Consider the following 17,432-nt stretch of genomic DNA (forward strand, 5'->3'; position numbering starts at 1 on the left):
ACATTTATCTACTTTTCACTTTTAATTTCACTGCTATTACATTTTATGTCTACAAGATAATATTTATTTTTTTAAATAACCGTCTTTTGTCGTCTGTCTTACTCGAGCTATTGCTAAACTATCATTAGGTACATCATCTGTAATTGTTGACCCTGCCGCAGTCAATGCAAAGTCACCTAATGTGACAGGAGCAATCAAGTTGGTATTACAACCAATAAATGCATCGTTACCAACAATAGTTTTAAATTTATTTTTTCCATCGTAATTAACTGTTATCGAACCACAACCAACATTTGTACGTTCGCCAATTTCAGCGTCTCCAATATAACTCAAATGAGGCAGTTTCGCACCTTCTTTAACGATTGATTTTTTCACTTCTACGAAATTGCCTACTTTTACTTTGCGTCCAAGATTAGCACCCGGGCGTAATTGTGCAAATGGACCTACGATAACATCATCAGCAATTTGCGCGTCATTTACAACAGAATGCTTGATATGAACACCGTTACCCAATTCACTATCTGTAATTTCTGAATACTGTCCAATAATAGCATCTTCACCAATAACTGTTGTGCCAGCTAGCTTTACACCTGGTTCAATTGTTGTATCCATACCAATGACTACATCTGGACCAATATAAGTAGAAGCCGGATCCAATAATGTAACGCCGTTGCGCATGTGGTATTCATTGATACGTGATTTCATTGCGAATTCCGCATTGCTCAACATCACGCGATCATTGACACCCATAATTTCATCAAAATCACTTGTGTGGTGAACTTGAACCTTGCCTTGTGCTTCTAAAATCAAACTCAAAACGTCTGGCAAATAATATTCACCTTGTGAATTATTGTTATTTACTTGTTCAATTGTATCGAATAATACTTGGTTATCGAAAGCAAAAATACCTGAACTTATTTCAGTTATTGATTGTTGTTCTACAGAAGCATCTTTTTGTTCTACAATTGCCGTTAAATCATTATTGGCATTTCTCACGATGCGACCATAGCCATGTGGATTTGGTGCAGTAGCAGATAATACAGTAGCTTGTGCTTGATTACGTTCATGATGCTCAATTAGAGATTGTAAAGTGCTAGCAGTAATAAGTGGTGTATCACCACAAACAATCAAAGTAGTCCCTGTTTTCTCTTGTAAATGTTCGCTTGCCATTTTCACAGCATGTGCAGTACCTAACTGCGTCTCTTGAAAACTGTAAAGCGATTTGTCACCTAAAGTTTCTTTGACACTTTCTGCGCCATGTCCAACGATTGTAACCAGTTGTTCAACACCTGATTGTTTCACATTATCGATGACATGTTCAATCATTGTTTTACCCGCAACTTCGTGAAGTACTTTGTATTTCTTTGATTTCATACGTGTACCCTTGCCTGCTGCAAGTACTATTGCATGTCTTTGCATGAGTGCTAACCCTCCATTAAAATATACACTTCATAACTATTATAATTTAACGCTAGTAACAGTTTCAAGACTCAAACCATCAATAATGTACAAAGATAATAATAAATATACCGAATTGCATTGCAAAAAAGCATAAAAAATGTCATCTTTTTTACATATTTATACATTTATTTCTAATAATTACCAAGTGATATTAATTTTTTCTAAATCGCTTACTTTCCTTAAATCATCGTACTAAACGTTGAAAGGTTATGAACATTATTACATTGTTTTTTTAGTTTTTTTGTTACTTACTATTATTGTTACCCTTTAAATTGTCACCTTTAATTTTTTACAATAATTATTTGAAAAATTGTCACATTTATTTTATGTAGTTTATCGATGTTCAGCCAAAAAGAATGAGACTGATATTTATCTTTAATTCAAAACGTGTACCATTCAGCTCGTTAAACATAACTAAAATTGAAAGCTTGAGTGGCATAATATTTTCAGTACAGTCATTTCGGCCGACTCCTGCGAGAATAGCACTTTCCGCAGACTACAGGCTAAGGCCGTCCCTGCGGAAAGCGTGCACAAAAACTGCCATCAAAACCAGTAACTTTGTGTGATGCTGAGACAAATCAATAACGAACAGTGTCATATTTTAGAATGTAAAGAATCTTTAAATGATCGTGCGTTTAAGACTTTCATTTAAAATTGGCAGTCATTTTTGGGCCGACTCCTGCGGTAATAGCACTAGTCGAAGACTACAGGCTGAGGCTGTGCCCGCGGAAAGCGTGCACAAAAACTGCCATCAACATCGCATATACTTTATTTCAATCCATCTGCTACTAACAATACGAAAAAAGACTAGGACGAATCAATTGCGTCCCAGCCTCATTTGTTAATCATTATCTATTTATATTAAGCTTCATCTTTATCATCATCTGATTGCTGTGCATTCTTATCAGGAATGACTTCGTCAGTTTCTTCATACACTTTCATCACTGCATCTTGAATTTCTTGTCTCATCTCTGAATTAATTGGGTGCGCGATGTCACGGAATTCACCATCTGGTGTACGTTTACTTGGCATTGCGACGAAAAGACCTGAGTTGCCTTCAATCACTCGCAAATCATGTACAACAAATGATTCGTCTAGTGTTATAGACACGAGCGCTTTCATTCTTCCATCTGTTTCAATCTTTCTAAGTCTTACATCTGTCACTTTCATGTAGTGAGCCCCCCTAAGTATATCTGTAGTTCTATAGAAGCTTAACAATATCAATATAAGTTATAATTCCTTATTTAACTTTAGCAATTAATTCAATTTCAACTTTTACATCTTTTGGAAGTCGTGCCACTTCAACGCAACTTCTCGCTGGTTGGTGGCTACTAAAGTATTCACCATACACTTCATTAATTTGTTGAAATTCATTCATATCTTTAATGAAAATTGTTGCTTTAATGACTGATTCTAAATCTGAACCAGCTGCATCAAGTACAACTTTTAAATTTTCGAATACTTGCTTAGTTTGCACTTGCACATCTTCACTTACAATTTCCCCCTTTGTATTTAATGGGATTTGTCCAGATGTGAAGATAAAACCATTAATTTCAGTTGCATGTGAATATGGCCCGAGTGCTTCAGGCGCTTGTTTTGTATTTATTACATTCATGGTGTCGTCTATCGCTCCTTTAAGAAAATTTAGTTAGGCTATTGCCTCTTTCTACGTTAAAGTTCTGATTATATTCGTCCACATAAGATAGCATAACTAAGGAAGTATAATCTTCTATCAATCGTTGTTTAACTTCTTTCGATTCTACAAGTACTGATACCCCTTTAACATGAGCTTTAAACTCATTCATCAAATTCATCACGCCATTAATTGAACCGCCAGCACGCATAAAATCGTCAACGACAAGTACATTGGAATTTTCTGGTAATGTACGCTTGGAAAGTACCATCGTTTCTATTTTACGAGATGATCCTGAAACATAATTAATAGATACTGTTGATCCTTCTGTCACTTTATTATCTTTTCTTATAACTACTACTGGTAAATTCAATACATTCGCAACTGCATTGGCTAAAGATATACCTTTGGTAGCAATAGTCACGACTGCATCTAGCTCTTTGTCCATATATAAAGTTGCAATCAATTTCCCAACTTTATTCAATAACGTTGGATTGCCCATAACGTCTGATAAAAACAAGTAGCCCCCTGGTAATAAACGATCTTTTTCTTGTAGCATATCAATGACTTCATCAATGACTTCACTTGCTTCTTCTTTACTCATTTCCGGCTTATAAGTCACACCGCCACTTGCACCTGCTGTTGTTGTCACTGTACCAAGTTTTTCTTTTTGGAATGTTGTTTTAATAATTTGTACATCTTCACTAATTGAAGATTTAGCTTGCTTAAATTTTTGAACAAAGTATGTTAACGGAATCAATTTATTAGGATGATTCATTAAATACTGAGTCATATAAACAATTCGTTCACTTCTCTTATATCTCATAAAATTCACCTTCTAACCTAATAATCTTACTAAATGCACTTCATTACAGCAGCCATTCACTGAATTGTAAACATGTTTTGCTTGGCGCTCTTTTTGAGCTAACGCATAGACTGTGGGCCCACTACCACTCATTACTGATCCATCGGCACCACTGTTGAGCATATTTTCTTTGATTTTCAAAATTTCTGGATACATCTTACTTGAGATAGGTTCCAATCTATTCGAAAGACTTTCACACAATTTTTCATAGTCCCCACTTAGTAGTGCTTCTTGGCAAGCTGTTGTATGTACTTCATGATACTCTTCAAGATTTAACCGTTTAAATACATCAGGCGATGAAATTCCCACACTAGGTTTAGCGACAATAACCCATGAAGATGGTGGCTTATTTAAAAATTCTATGATTTCACCTTTCCCTTTACATATGGCTGTTTTTCCATAAATACAAAATGGTATATCCGTGCCAATAGTAATACCTAAGTTACACAACTCACTTAGTGGGCGATTTAATCCGAATAATCGATTCAATCCCCTCATCGTAGCAGCAGCATCAGTTGATCCTCCAGCCAATCCTGCAGATACTGGTATTCCCTTATCGATAGTAATCGTTACACCTTGTTGTACACCGTAAGTTTCAGTCATTAATTGAGCAGCTTTATACGCCAAATTTTTACTATCTGACGGTACATAATTTTGTTCAACTTGTACGACAATTTTACAATCACTACGTCGTTCAAATGAGAGACGATCATTCAAATCAATTGTCGTCATAATCATTTCAATTTCATGATAACCATCATCTCGTTTAAAGAGCGTGTCCAGAGTGAGATTAATCTTAGCTGGTGCTGTTTCATAAATCATATCTCCACCCTCTTTCACTTCGATATGGTAATAAAATGATTTTAACATAATGTTATGTCATATTTAGAGTTATTCAATAAAGTTTGTTTAAAAAATTAATATTAAATAGCAAATCATACTATAATATACGCTTTTAATATATTGCTTAAACATCGATCCTTCAAAATCATTTCTTATCATACTATTCTACACGATATGAAAAAGTGAATAAACTTATAATCTTGTATTCGCTAAAATAACTTCTAAGTTATATTATAAACAGTGCAAAATTGGGCACAAAAATAATGAGGTGCTAGTGCACCTCATTATGTAAACAATTATTAAGTTTAATACGTGTGTACTTAAATAACGTGTTAGAAAAAACACGCATATTTAGTGTGCAATTGCTTCGTGATGACTATCTTCCTCGAAAGAAACTTGTACGTTATCTGTTAAAACATCAGTGTATGTATAAGACACACGCTCGAAGTTATGTTTATCTTGGTCTAACTCAACAATAAAAACAGATGGATATGTTTCTTTTAACACTCCACTACGTTCAATTGTTTTCTTACGACCACCATTCGCTTTTAGTACAATACGGTTTCCTAATTGACAATCAAGTGTATTTTTGATGTCTCCAATAGATTTTGGCATATTGCTCCACCTCGCTACATAATGTATAATAACACATTTAGCGATAAATTGTCAAATAAATTTTAATTTTAGCAAGGTGGGGCTCAAATGTCAACACTTTAAAATTGTAATTCTGAGAATTTTTTTAAATTGTTATAGAGGAGTGCGAATTCTTTAATAGAAAGTGTTTCTCCTCTTCTTTTCGGATCAATATCTGCACTTTCTAACCATTCTGCAATCAGTGCTTTATGCTTTTTCCCCTCTTTAAAGAAACTTTGATAGTTATTATTTATAGTTTTTCGGCGTTGGCTAAACGCAGCTTTTGTTAATTTGAAAAAGTCATTTTCATTATCAACTTGAACTTGAGGTGCTTCACGTTTCATCAATTTCACGACAATTGAATCAACATTGGGTGGTGGTAGAAATACTGATTTAGGCACAGTTAGTACTTTGCTTGTTTCTGTGTAATATTGAGCTACGATAGAGAGTGAACCATATGCTTTAGTCCCTACTTGGGCATTTAAGCGTTCACCAACTTCTTTTTGCATCATCACGACATAACCATCAATTGGTAATGTTTGTTGCATTAAATTCAATAAAATTGGCGTTGTAATGTAGTATGGTAAATTGGCTACTACCATAATTTTATCGCAATCTGCTAAATGTTGATGGACATATGTAGCAATATCTGCTTTTAAAATATCTTCATTAATAATTGTCACGTTATCATAAGGTCCTAATGTCTCATCAAGCACTGGGATAAGACGTTGATCAATTTCAAAAGATAGTACTTTTTGAGCGTGTTTTGCTAATTGCTCTGTTAATGAACCCATGCCAGGACCAACTTCAATAATACCAGTATGTTCATCAATATCACTTGCATCTATTATTTTGTGAATGATATTTACATCTATTAAAAAGTTTTGACCTAAACTTTTTTTAAAATCAAATCCATATTGATTTAACAATGCTTTTGTGCGCGATGGCGTTGCAATATCCTTCATTTCCATTATGAATCACTTCCTTTTTCATCCGCGAGTGCATAACGGACATCTTGTTCCGTATAACCAAACGCATTTAATTTATTTAATAATTGTTTACCATTAGAATGTCCAATATGCAGTTTGGCACCTAGAACATCTCGTTTTTGGCGTGCATCCTTGCCAATGATTAAACCTAAATCAATGAGCACTTCTTTACTAATAGATTCATGACCTTCTTCAAATGGGGTACTTACATTACTTAACGCTTCACGAATCGTTGTAAGACCGGCATGTTCTACACCTATCTTCCCATGTTTATTTTTAGCTTTCTCACGGTCAATATATGCATGTTTTACACCTGGAATGTGCTGACGAATAGTATTTCGTATTTTATCACCTGGGAAATCTGGGTCTGTTAACACGATTACACCACGCGTTTCATATGCATGCGCAATAACTTGTAATGTTGCTTGGTCAATGGCACTACCATTGGTCTCAATCGTATCACATGTTACAGCTCTTTTGACTTTTTCAGTATCATCTCTACCTTCAACTACAATAAATTCAGTTATTTTCATTTATTGTTACACCTTTCTACAGCTAAGTCTATTTCAAAAAATAAGAAAGATATCACTACGACATTATGGTTATATTCAACTTCTAAAGTTAATCCCATAGTGTGTAGCAATATCTTTCTCAACAGTTTAGTTACAATTTAAATAATGTTTCTGCGTTTTTAGTTGTTTGTTGACATACTTCTTCATAACTTACACCGCGTAATTCAGCAATTTGCTCTGCAACTAATGTTACACGTGCCGGTTCATTTCGTTTACCTCTATATGGGTGCGGAGATAAAAATGGTGCATCCGTTTCTACCAACAGTTTATTAAATGGTACCTGTTGCGCAACTTCTTTTGGTTGCTTAGCATTTTTAAAAGTCACAGGTCCACCTAATGAAACGTAAAAATTGAGTTTATGAATAACATCCAAAGCAATTTCCGGTGAAGCACTAAAGCTATGCATAATGCCACCTACTTCTTCAGCATGTTCTTCTTTTAAAATATCTACACAATCTTGAGTCGCTTCTCTATTATGGATAATAATCGGTAAGTTAACACGTTTCGCTAAAGCAATTTGCTTTCTAAACACTTCTTGTTGTATATCTTTTGGCGATTTATCCCAATGATAGTCCAGACCCGTTTCACCTATACCAATAATTTTTGGATGTTCAGCAAGCTTTTCTATCCATTCTAATCGCTCTTCTGTACAATCAATAGCATCAACAGGATGCCAACCAATAATGCCATAGATGAAATCGTACTGCTCAATCAACTCCATCGTACGTTCTACAGTTGGTGTATCAAAACCTACCACAAACATACGATCCACGCCATTTTCTCGAGCACGTGTTATGACTGCTTCTAAATCTTCATCATATTCGTCTGCATTTAAATGTACATGTGTATCGATAAGCATCTATATCGCTCCTTCAGATTATTATTTAATCGTCGCACCATTTGGAATAGCACTTGGTAGACTTACCAATGTTAAGACTCCATCTTTTTCAGCAGATAATATCATACCTTCAGATTTTTGACCCATTAATTTAGCTGGTTTTAAGTTAGTTACTACTGCTACTTTTTTACCAATAATATCTTCAGGGCTATAAAATTGCGCAATACCTGAAACAATTTGGCGCTGTTCAGAATCTAAATCTACTTGGATTTTTAATAGTTTATCTGATTTTTTAACTTTTTCAGAATCTGTAATTGTCGCTGCTTTAATTTCCACATTATCAAAGTCTTTAATATCGATAAGCGCTTTACTAGGTTCAGCTTCAGGCTCTTTTGCAGCAGGTGGTTGCATGGATTCTTTAATATAAGCAATTTCCGCTTCAGTCTCTAAACGAGGGAAAATTGGTGTTGGTTTTGACACTACTGTAATTGGAGCTGTTAAATGTCCATAGGATTCAATACTTTCAAGCTCATGTAATTTCGGATCATTAATGTTTAATTGCTCGAAAATTTGATATGGTGCATGTGTCAAGAACGGTCTTAACAACACAGCGATAATACGGATATTTTCTACTAAGTGCGCCATTACATTACCTAACATGTCTCTTTGACTGTCGTCTTTTGCTAATACCCATGGTGTTGTCTCATCGATATATTTATTTGTACGGCTGATGAATTTCCAAACAGTTGATAGTGCTACTGAGAACTGTAAGTTTTCCATGTTTTCATGGAACGTACTTACTGTATCCATAGCCATAGCTTCCATTTGTTCATCTAGTTCATGTTTAGGTCCTTCATATGCCGGTAATTCACCATCAAAATATTTATTTACCATAGAAATTGTTCGGTTTACAAGGTTACCTAAGTCATTCGCTAAATCATAGTTTGTACGTTCTACGAAACCTTCAGGCGTAAAGACACCATCTGAACCAAATGGTAATTCTCGCATTAAGTAGTAACGTGTCGCATCTAAGCCATAACGATCAATTAATACATTAGGGTCTACAACATTACCTTTAGATTTACTCATTTTGCCATCTTTCATTAAAATCCAACCATGTGCAAATACTTTTTTCGGTAATGGAATGTCTAATGCCATTAATAGAATTGGCCAAATAATAGAATGGAAACGTACAATTTCTTTCGCCATAATGTGAATATCAGCTGGCCAGTATTTGTTGAATAATGACTCATCGTCTGATAAGTAACCTAAAGATGAAATATAGTTTACGAGCGCGTCTATCCACACATAAACAACATGTTTAGGATTAGATTCAACATTAATACCCCAATCAAATGACGTACGTGATACAGCTAAGTCTTCTAATCCTGGTTTAATAAAGTTATTAATCATTTCATTTTTACGTGATGGTGGTTGAATAAAGTCAGGATTTTCATCGTAAAATTCTAACAAACGGTCCGTATATTTAGATAAATTAAAGAAGTAACTTTCTTCTTTCACCAATTCTACATCGTGACCAGAATCAGGGCTTTTACCGCCAACAATTTTACCATTTTCATAAATTGGGTCTACCAATTGAGTTTCAGTATAATACGTTTCATCAGGCACAGAGTACCAACCTTCGTATTCGCCTAAATAAATATCATCTTGCGCTAATAAGCGTTCAAAGATTTGTTGTACAACCTTTTTGTGACGTTCTTCTGTTGTACGAATAAAATCATCATTCGAGATTTCTAATTTTTCCCATAAGGCTTTAATCCCATCAATCATTTCGTCTAAATACGCTAATTCTGTTTTGCCTGCTTTATGTGCTTTTTCTTGGATTTTTTGTCCGTGTTCATCTGTCCCAGTTAAATATCGAACATCATAGCCTTGCATTCTTTTATAGCGTGCAATCACATCACCAGCAGTTGTTGTGTATGCGTGGCCGATATGCAAGTTTCCACTCGGATAATATATTGGGGTAGTGATATAAAATGTTTCTTTCACCATTAATGCTCCTCCTCGTTTCTTACACTATAAATATATCTAAATTTATTTTTGTTTTCAATGAAGTCGAGATGTGTCTGTATGTGCAGTCCCTTGTCTATCCGACGTACAATATACACAAAATCACTTCTATGTATCCTAAATAAATAAGTCATTGTATTAAATATAATTATATGCTCTATCCTATCTACATTACCATAAATCAAGCCCTTTATGGTAAATTTTTTTAGAAGCTCTTCTTAATTTATTAAGATTAGTGCTTCTTATGCAGAAGCATAACTTCTGTATTCCTTATGCTCTTCTTAATTTATTAAGATTAGTGCTTCTTATGCAGAAGCATAACTTCTGTATTCCTTATGCTCTTCTTAATTTATTAAGATTAGTGCTTCTTATGCAGAAGTATAACTTCTGTATTCCTTATGCTCTTCTTAATTTATTAAGATTAGAGCTTCTTATGCAGAAGTATAACTTCTGTATTCCTTGTGTTTATTGATTATCAGCATTAACGTTATGATATATATCATAAACTTCATTAGTTTTCATTTGTCTATCTTCAGCCACTCGTTTAATTGCTGCTTTAGGCTTCATGTTTTGTGCAGTGTAGTATTGCACGTGTTCCTCAATGGACATTGATTCAAACCATGAAGTATCTTGAGTTGCAGTGGCACCTTCAATTAATAGGACAAATTCACCTTTCAATGGGATAGTAGCCGCTTCGATTTGTACCAATATCTCATTTACAGTAGCCGTTTCAATCTGTTCAAATTTTTTCGTTAGTTCTCTACCTACTGTTACACGCCTACATTCATCTACTTTACGAATAGCTTTTAATGTATCTGTCACACGATGTGGAGATTCATATAAAATCACCGTACTGTCTTCATACATGCGTGTTTCAAGCACCTGTAATTTGTCTTTTTCCTTACGTGGTAAAAAGCCAATAAAAGTATACACAAATGATGGTAGACCACTAGCCATTAATGCAGTCAAACCAGCATTAGGCCCTGGTATCGTTTCAATCTTGATATTATGTTCCCGTGCAGCAACTACTAACTCATAACCAGGATCACTGATTAACGGTAATCCTGCATCAGATACTAACGCAATATTGGTATCATTTAATAATTGTTCGATGAGGTAATCGGTTTGTTGTGCTTTGTTATGTTCGTGATATGATTTTAAAGGCGTATCAATCATATAATGATTACATAATTTTTTAGTAACACGTGTATCTTCACACGCAATTACATCGACATTCTTCAAAGTGTCAACTGCTCTATATGTAATATCTGCCAAATTCCCTATCGGTGTACCTACTAAATATAACGTAGCCATTTAGTTCACCTCACTAATCATCTGTAATTTTTTTTGTCTTGAAAATGTTTTGATTTCATATTCTCTTTTTAGTGCTGCCGATTTAGTTTCAAACACTTCCGAATAGACTAATGTCACTGGACGTCGAACTTTAGTGTACTTTGCACCCTTACCAGCATTATGTTTAGCTATGCGTTGCTCTATATCTTTAGCGTAACCTGTATATAAAGTGCCATCACTACATTTCACGATATAAATATAATGATTATCCATAATAAACTGTTCTCATTTCATCAGAATACGTGCCATCTTCATTATAAATATAAAACGGTGGTTGAATCGCTAGTCCTTGATTCCCATTTTTACGTCCTTCAACAACAATCGTTTGTGCTGACCGTTCTGTTTTACTATAAATCAAATGTAACTTTTTCGGTTCAATTTGAAATTTGCGCATTTCACTTAGTACATCCATCACCCGTTCTGCACGATGGACCATCATAAAACGACCACCTTGTTTCAATAAATGCCTTGCTGCCAAACAACAATCTTCTAATGTACATAATATTTCATGTCTCGCAATTTTATGTGCATCCTTTTGATGCTGGTGTAACTGATTCGCTTTAAAATACGGTGGATTGCACGTTACTAAATTATACTGTGAAGGCTTAAAGTTTACGTGAGCATTTTTCAAATCCATTTCATGCATTTTAATACGGTCTGTGAGTTGGTTGTACTGAATACTTCTATTTGCCATATCCACAAGTTGCGCTTGAATTTCTATAGCTTCAATTTGCTGATTGCCTTTATCCGATAATAATAACGGAATGATGCCATTCCCAGAACATAAATCTAGTATCCGGTCATTTTTCCGTACTTCTGTAAAGTATGCCAGTAATAACGCATCGGTCGAAAATGAAAACACTTCATTATTTTGAATAATACTTAATTTCTCTTTAATTAAATGGTCTAATCGTTCATTTGCCAATAATTCCATACCTTGCCTCCACGCTCCAAAAAAAGAATGAAATGGCAATGCTTGCTATTATTCAAGCCTATCGCTGACACTTCATCCTCTCTTGCTATCTATAACTATTTTTAAAACAATTGTTTATTCACTCAAGACATCAAGACAAAATAAGCAATCGTCGCCTTTACGGTGTTTTCCAAATAATTCGCCTTTACAAATATGAAAACCTTCTTTGTATAACATCGCTAGATTATCTTTACTTCTCAATGGTTGCTTTTTATTTACAGTTGCATCATTGACAACTTCTTTTGTGACTTCTTCTTTATCTATTAACGTTTTAAAATTCTCATTTTCTATTTGTAATGCGACATTTTCTTCAACTAATTCTACAGTTAAGTTTTTCAATTCTACCATATTTTTATTAATTTGATTTACATGCGCTTCTAAATCCGCAAGTCTTTCAAATATTTCACTTCTATTCAACTTAGTGAAAGCCTCCTAATTAAACGCTTCTAACTCTTCAACTTTATACTCTAAAGGTTGTTCTAAACCATCTACTTTTATCTGCATAGAAATATCTAATATATTTAATCCCACAACCTTACCGTTTCCTTCAGGAGTCTCAATAGCATCTCCTACATCTGGCAATTGTGCACGTGCTTCTTCATAATAATCATTTTCATATTTTAAACAACACATTAAACGTCCACATGCGCCTGAAATTTTTGTTGGATTTAACGACAGGTTTTGATCTTTCGCCATCTTAATAGATACTGGCTCAAAATCACCTAAAAACGTGGAACAACATAACGAACGTCCACACGGACCTATGCCACCAAGTAATTTCGCTTCGTCTCTTACACCAATTTGTCTTAGCTCTATTCGAGTTTTCAACTTTTGTGCTAGAATTTTTACTAGTTTTCTAAAATCTACCCTATCGTCAGAAGTAAAGTTAAAAATAACTTTAGATTTATCTAACGTAAATTCACAATTAACTAAACGCATCGCTAAGTCTAATTGTTGCACTGTGTTTTTACATAATTCCAACGCTTCTGCTGCATCTTGTTCGTTTTGTTCGTAATGTTCAATATCTTCTGCTGTTGCAACTCGTACAATTTGTTTTAACGGTAATGTCACATCTTCGTCAGCAACATCTAAAGGTCCGTATTTTACACGACCCATTTCTATTCCTCTTTTTGATTCTACAACAACCCATTGACCTACTTCTAAATCAACATTCATAGGTGAATAATATTCTAGTTTCCCTGATTTTTGAAAGTCGATACCAACCACATTTTGCATATCAATTCACCCCTTTTATAACTATTTGTTCAAACACTAATGTAGGATTTACATTTTGGTTCAATTTTTTATGTGCTTCCGTAATTTGGTCATACATTAAAATAATTTGATTATATGCCATTTGCTTAGCATACTTTTCAATATCTGTCTTGATATCATGATAAATGTAGTTTTGCTCTGTACCTACTTTAGCATGCATAACATCTTCAAAGAAACCGTTAATTGCCGATAAGGCTAGTAACTGTAATTTTCTATTTTTTGCTTGTTTTAAGAGCTCTACAATGCCGATAAGTGCCATATATTTATTCGTTAACAATAAATTACACCAACGCAACACACTTTTACGAAACGCTGCCAAATCTGCCTCTTCATTTAAAGCCACTGCGGTATCAATTTGCGTTGTATATGTACTAATCAACTCTGCAACTGGCCGTGATATTTCACGTTCTTCAAGTCGTTGAATAAATTTCAGCTTATCAATCGGTTTAAAATAAACATGCTGACAGCGCGAATGAATCGTATCTAAAATTTGCTCTGGTTTAGTGGATAGTAAAATAGCGATTGTGTTCTCTGGTGGCTCTTCTAAAAATTTCAAAATACTATTTTCACCTTGAACTGTTAATTTTTCAAACGATTCAATGATATATACTTTATGCGTACTTTCAATTGGCAATTGATTCATATGTCGCACTAATTGTTCAATTTGCTCTTTTTTTATTGTTGTCTCTTCGGAAAATATATACATAAAGTCAGGGTGATTGAAATTTTCTACTTTTAACTGACATTGTTGTTGGTCATCACATAAGATAAGTTTTGCAAAGTCAATTGCGACTTGCTGCATTGTTTGGGCATCGTCACCTTCAAATAAATAGGCATGTGATAACTTATTTGATTGATATGCATTTGTCAGCATCGCTAATTCGTCCATCGCTAAAATACTCCTTTATATAAAAAGGCTGCATATAAGGCAATCTTTAGGTTTAAGCAACTGCTTTTCACCTGAGGAATGCCATATAGCAACCGTAATTTTAGAATTGATGGAATGCTTCAACTGGCATTACAAATACCGTTGCGCCCCCAACTTCTACTTCAACTGGATACGGAATATAAGAGTCTGCACTACCACCCATAGGTGTAATAGGTGATACGAGTTGTTCTCTATTTCCACATGTATCGTTAATTACTTGTAACATGTCGTCTACACGATCGTCTTCAACACCAGACAAGAACGTTGTATTACCTGCTTTTAAAAAGCCACCTGTTGTTGCGAGTTTAGTAGCTCTAAAATTATGTTTTACAAGTTGTTCCGAAAGTTCCTGACTATCTTGATCCTGTATAATCGCTATAATCATTTTCATTTTCAAACACCTCTTTTGATTATTATATCATAATTTTTTTAAATATTTGATGATAGATTTATAAGTTTCATTTACTACATCGTCAATATTTTTATCTGCATCAATCACTACAAAACGTCCATTATCATCTTCTTTAATAAGCTGATGGTAACCTGCTACTACTTTTTCGTGAAATGCTAGATCTTCTTGATCCAAACGGTTTTGCTGACGAAGATTTTTTATAATACGATTACGTCCTACTTCTACACTAACATCTAAATAAATAGTTAAATCCGGATATAAACCATTAATCGCAAATTCATTTATGCTTCTCACTTCTTCTATTCCTATACCCCTTGCGTAACCTTGATAAGCTAATGAGCTATCTATATAACGATCACATAGGACAACTTTGTTTTCTTCTAATGCAGGAATTACTTTTCCTACAAGATGTTCACGTCTCGATGCAGCAAATAGTAACGCTTCTGTGCGTTCATCCATCGCTTCACCTTCTAGCAATATTTTTCTAATTTGCTCACCTGTATTAACGCCACCTGGCTCTCTTGTTGAAATAATATTATATTCTGTTGCTAGCTTTTCTGCAACCTGTTGTAGAACTGTAGTTTTTCCCGATCCTTCAGGACCCTCCAGTGTGATAAATGCTGACATGTTATTCATCCTTAACTTCTATTTTATTATCTTTCATACCTTCTACCCTTGTTTTTTGAGTAGACCAATATCGCATTAATTCTATCATATTTTCGGTCACTTTTTCGCCCTGAAACATAATTGGAGTTCCTGGTGGATAAGGTACAATGTGTTGTGCTAAATAATATCCTGTTGCTTCTTCAATATTAAGTAGCTTAGTTTTATTTATACTCATCGCTTTATAATAGCCCTGTTCACTGTCAACAGAATTGATACTTTGCTGATATGTTGCTTTTTGCTGTAATTGCATTTTGCGAATTCTTGCTACTAAATTATCAAACGGATAACTATCATTTTCATGCCACAATGGTAAAATCAATAGTGCTTGTAATTCGTCAGCCAATTCTACATATATCGCTTCATTTTCAAACAGTTGCTGTATTTCATACCCATTATAACCTGGAGCTTGTATAACTAGTTTTAATGGATCATCACTTTCTATAACGTCGAACCCCTGTGTATGTAATGCTGCAATAATCTGTTCACGTTTATGTCTAAATTCCTTATTATCATACGTCTCATAAAACTCATGTGCCAATTCCAAACTCGACATCATCAAATATGAAGGGCTTGAAGTTTGAAAATAGCTTAAATATTTACGTACTGCCGCTTGCATTGGTGCATTTTTATGTATATATAGGACTGAACTCATTGTTAATGCAGGTAAGGTTTTATGATACGACTGCACTACATAGTCGGCACCCATTGTCATTGTAGATTGTGGGAAACTAGGTAAACCAAAATGTGCGCCATGCGCTTCATCAATAAGTATAGGAATGTTGTGGTCTTTAAACTGCTGAATCGCTGATGCAATATCAAAACATTCTCCATAATAATTAGGATAAGTTAATATCGCTAACTTATGTTGACGCGCATACCAATCAACGCGTGCTAAATCTGGACCTATATATTGTCTCGTTTGTTTACTCAACTGCATTGGTAATAGTGTGGCATCACCGTTGGCCAATTCGAGACCGTGAAATACAGACTTATGTGCATTACGCGCAATTATATAGGATCCCGATAACGATGCAAAACCCTGTATAACAGACATAATACCGGATGTCGTACCATTTACTAATAAAAAAGCATCATAATCTTTATGTTTAGATAAGTTTTCCATTGTTTCCTGAATAATACCTTCAGGATGATGCAAATCATCTAATCCGGTAATTTCAGTCATATCCATCGAAACATCTAATTGTTGTAAATTACCAATAGTATTATTTTTATGTCCCGGGACATGGAGTGAAATAGGTCGTTGTTCTAAAATGCTTTTTAATTTAGCTATTACTGGCTTATGCATAGTAATCACATCCATATATCTTATAATTTAACACGTTCTATCTTATCAGATTTAAAAGTAGTTTACATTAGTAGTACTTTGCGTACAATGCATTAGTACTACTAAGCCGGATGTTAACCACTACCTTCGGCGCTAAGGGCTTTCGGCTTGTGACAAGCGTTCGCATCTAAAGTAGTACTTTGCATGCAATGCATTAGTACTACTTATGCAATTGCTCCAGCAATTGTACACCTTTTGTCCTGACTTGCTTACCTCTCTTAAGCGCGTTGCGTCACAAGTTTCATTCGTCAGCTTCAATCGCTTTCACTTCGCCTCGTTTCTACTTTTATAATAAAGACCTTACGGTCTAGTTTGTATATTTTTCAACATAAAAAAAGAGACCTCTCGGTCTCGGCTCTAAAGTAGTACTTTGCATGCAATGAATTAGTACTACTTATGCAATTGTTTTAACAATTGTATACTTTTGCCTGGCAACGTCCTACTCTAGCGGGATGTAAATCCAACTACCATCGGCGCTAAGGAGCTTAACTTCTGTGTTCGGCATGGGAACAGGTGTGACCTCCTTGCCATTGTCACCAGACAATGTATGTGAATGTAAGTTATACATTCAAAACTAGATAGTAAGTAAAATAAGTGAACCAAGTAAAACCTATT

General features: G+C 34.6%; 19 protein-coding genes and 1 rRNA gene. All 20 read right to left on the minus strand.

Features of this window, described 5'->3' with window-relative positions:
- Positions 1 to 63: 63 nt before the first annotated feature.
- The 20 genes from glmU to rrf all read right to left on the minus strand — a co-directional run bounded on the left by glmU (position 64) and on the right by rrf (position 17,358).
- Positions 64 to 1,419: a bifunctional UDP-N-acetylglucosamine diphosphorylase/glucosamine-1-phosphate N-acetyltransferase GlmU gene (gene glmU / locus MUA37_RS11965; protein ID WP_262624636.1), complete on the minus strand. Its 1,356-nt coding sequence runs from the start codon at positions 1,417 to 1,419 to the stop codon at positions 64 to 66.
- Positions 1,420 to 2,322: 903 nt separating this feature from the next.
- A complete protein-coding gene (gene spoVG / locus MUA37_RS11970; protein ID WP_002509800.1) occupies positions 2,323 to 2,631 on the minus strand; it encodes a septation regulator SpoVG in 309 nt (102 codons plus the stop codon).
- Positions 2,632 to 2,701: 70 nt separating this feature from the next.
- Positions 2,702 to 3,076 (minus strand): RidA family protein, encoded by a 375-nt coding sequence (locus MUA37_RS11975; RefSeq protein WP_002509799.1) that lies wholly within the window; start codon positions 3,074 to 3,076, stop codon positions 2,702 to 2,704.
- Positions 3,077 to 3,095: 19 nt separating this feature from the next.
- Positions 3,096 to 3,920: a pur operon repressor gene (gene purR, locus MUA37_RS11980; RefSeq protein ID WP_262624637.1), complete on the minus strand. Its 825-nt coding sequence runs from the start codon at positions 3,918 to 3,920 to the stop codon at positions 3,096 to 3,098.
- A gap of 12 nt (positions 3,921 to 3,932) precedes the next feature.
- Positions 3,933 to 4,781 (minus strand): 4-(cytidine 5'-diphospho)-2-C-methyl-D-erythritol kinase, encoded by an 849-nt coding sequence (gene ispE / locus MUA37_RS11985; RefSeq protein WP_142019915.1) that lies wholly within the window; start codon positions 4,779 to 4,781, stop codon positions 3,933 to 3,935.
- Between the two features lie 372 nt (positions 4,782 to 5,153).
- Positions 5,154 to 5,417, minus strand: a complete 264-nt coding sequence (gene veg, locus MUA37_RS11990; protein ID WP_103388831.1) for a biofilm formation stimulator Veg — start codon at positions 5,415 to 5,417, stop codon at positions 5,154 to 5,156.
- Between the two features lie 98 nt (positions 5,418 to 5,515).
- Complete coding sequence (rsmA, locus tag MUA37_RS11995) at positions 5,516 to 6,409, minus strand: 16S rRNA (adenine(1518)-N(6)/adenine(1519)-N(6))-dimethyltransferase RsmA (RefSeq protein ID WP_172604846.1); 894 nt, start codon at positions 6,407 to 6,409, stop codon at positions 5,516 to 5,518.
- Positions 6,406 to 6,957: a ribonuclease M5 gene (gene rnmV / locus MUA37_RS12000; RefSeq protein ID WP_262624638.1), complete on the minus strand. Its 552-nt coding sequence runs from the start codon at positions 6,955 to 6,957 to the stop codon at positions 6,406 to 6,408. Before rnmV ends, rsmA begins: the two co-directional genes overlap by 4 nt.
- 130 nt (positions 6,958 to 7,087) lie before the next feature.
- Positions 7,088 to 7,855 carry a TatD family hydrolase gene (locus tag MUA37_RS12005; protein ID WP_262615143.1) on the minus strand — a complete coding sequence of 256 codons (768 nt, stop codon included), beginning with the start codon at positions 7,853 to 7,855 and terminating at the stop codon, positions 7,088 to 7,090.
- Positions 7,856 to 7,876: 21 nt separating this feature from the next.
- The gene (metG, locus tag MUA37_RS12010; protein WP_142019921.1) at positions 7,877 to 9,847 is read right to left on the minus strand and encodes a methionine--tRNA ligase; all 1,971 of its coding nucleotides are present in this window, start codon (positions 9,845 to 9,847) and stop codon (positions 7,877 to 7,879) included.
- 483 nt (positions 9,848 to 10,330) lie between these two features.
- Positions 10,331 to 11,179 carry a 16S rRNA (cytidine(1402)-2'-O)-methyltransferase gene (rsmI, locus tag MUA37_RS12015; RefSeq protein WP_103388827.1) on the minus strand — a complete coding sequence of 283 codons (849 nt, stop codon included), beginning with the start codon at positions 11,177 to 11,179 and terminating at the stop codon, positions 10,331 to 10,333.
- Positions 11,180 to 11,431, minus strand: coding sequence for a GIY-YIG nuclease family protein (locus MUA37_RS12020; RefSeq protein WP_103388826.1), 252 nt, complete (start codon positions 11,429 to 11,431; stop codon positions 11,180 to 11,182).
- Positions 11,424 to 12,152, minus strand: coding sequence for a tRNA1(Val) (adenine(37)-N6)-methyltransferase (locus MUA37_RS12025; protein ID WP_262624639.1), 729 nt, complete (start codon positions 12,150 to 12,152; stop codon positions 11,424 to 11,426). The genes MUA37_RS12020 and MUA37_RS12025 overlap by 8 nt, the downstream gene beginning before the upstream one ends.
- Positions 12,153 to 12,266: 114 nt before the next feature.
- Positions 12,267 to 12,608, minus strand: coding sequence for a DNA replication initiation control protein YabA (gene yabA, locus MUA37_RS12030; protein WP_002509787.1), 342 nt, complete (start codon positions 12,606 to 12,608; stop codon positions 12,267 to 12,269).
- Positions 12,609 to 12,623: 15 nt separating this feature from the next.
- Positions 12,624 to 13,427 carry a PSP1 domain-containing protein gene (locus tag MUA37_RS12035; RefSeq protein WP_107374084.1) on the minus strand — a complete coding sequence of 268 codons (804 nt, stop codon included), beginning with the start codon at positions 13,425 to 13,427 and terminating at the stop codon, positions 12,624 to 12,626.
- Position 13,428: 1 nt separating this feature from the next.
- Positions 13,429 to 14,355 carry a DNA polymerase III subunit gene (locus MUA37_RS12040; protein WP_262624640.1) on the minus strand — a complete coding sequence of 309 codons (927 nt, stop codon included), beginning with the start codon at positions 14,353 to 14,355 and terminating at the stop codon, positions 13,429 to 13,431.
- Between the two features lie 100 nt (positions 14,356 to 14,455).
- Positions 14,456 to 14,785: a cyclic-di-AMP receptor gene (locus MUA37_RS12045; protein WP_002509784.1), complete on the minus strand. Its 330-nt coding sequence runs from the start codon at positions 14,783 to 14,785 to the stop codon at positions 14,456 to 14,458.
- Between the two features lie 27 nt (positions 14,786 to 14,812).
- Positions 14,813 to 15,433, minus strand: coding sequence for a dTMP kinase (gene tmk, locus MUA37_RS12050; protein ID WP_103388823.1), 621 nt, complete (start codon positions 15,431 to 15,433; stop codon positions 14,813 to 14,815).
- Between the two features lies 1 nt (position 15,434).
- Complete coding sequence (locus tag MUA37_RS12055) at positions 15,435 to 16,778, minus strand: aminotransferase class V-fold PLP-dependent enzyme (RefSeq protein WP_142019927.1); 1,344 nt, start codon at positions 16,776 to 16,778, stop codon at positions 15,435 to 15,437.
- 465 nt (positions 16,779 to 17,243) lie between these two features.
- Positions 17,244 to 17,358, minus strand: a 5S ribosomal RNA gene (rrf, locus tag MUA37_RS12060).
- Positions 17,359 to 17,432 lie beyond the last annotated feature (74 nt).

This window comes from Staphylococcus arlettae, assembly GCF_025560845.1.
Classification (GTDB): Bacteria; Bacillota; Bacilli; order Staphylococcales; family Staphylococcaceae; genus Staphylococcus; species Staphylococcus arlettae.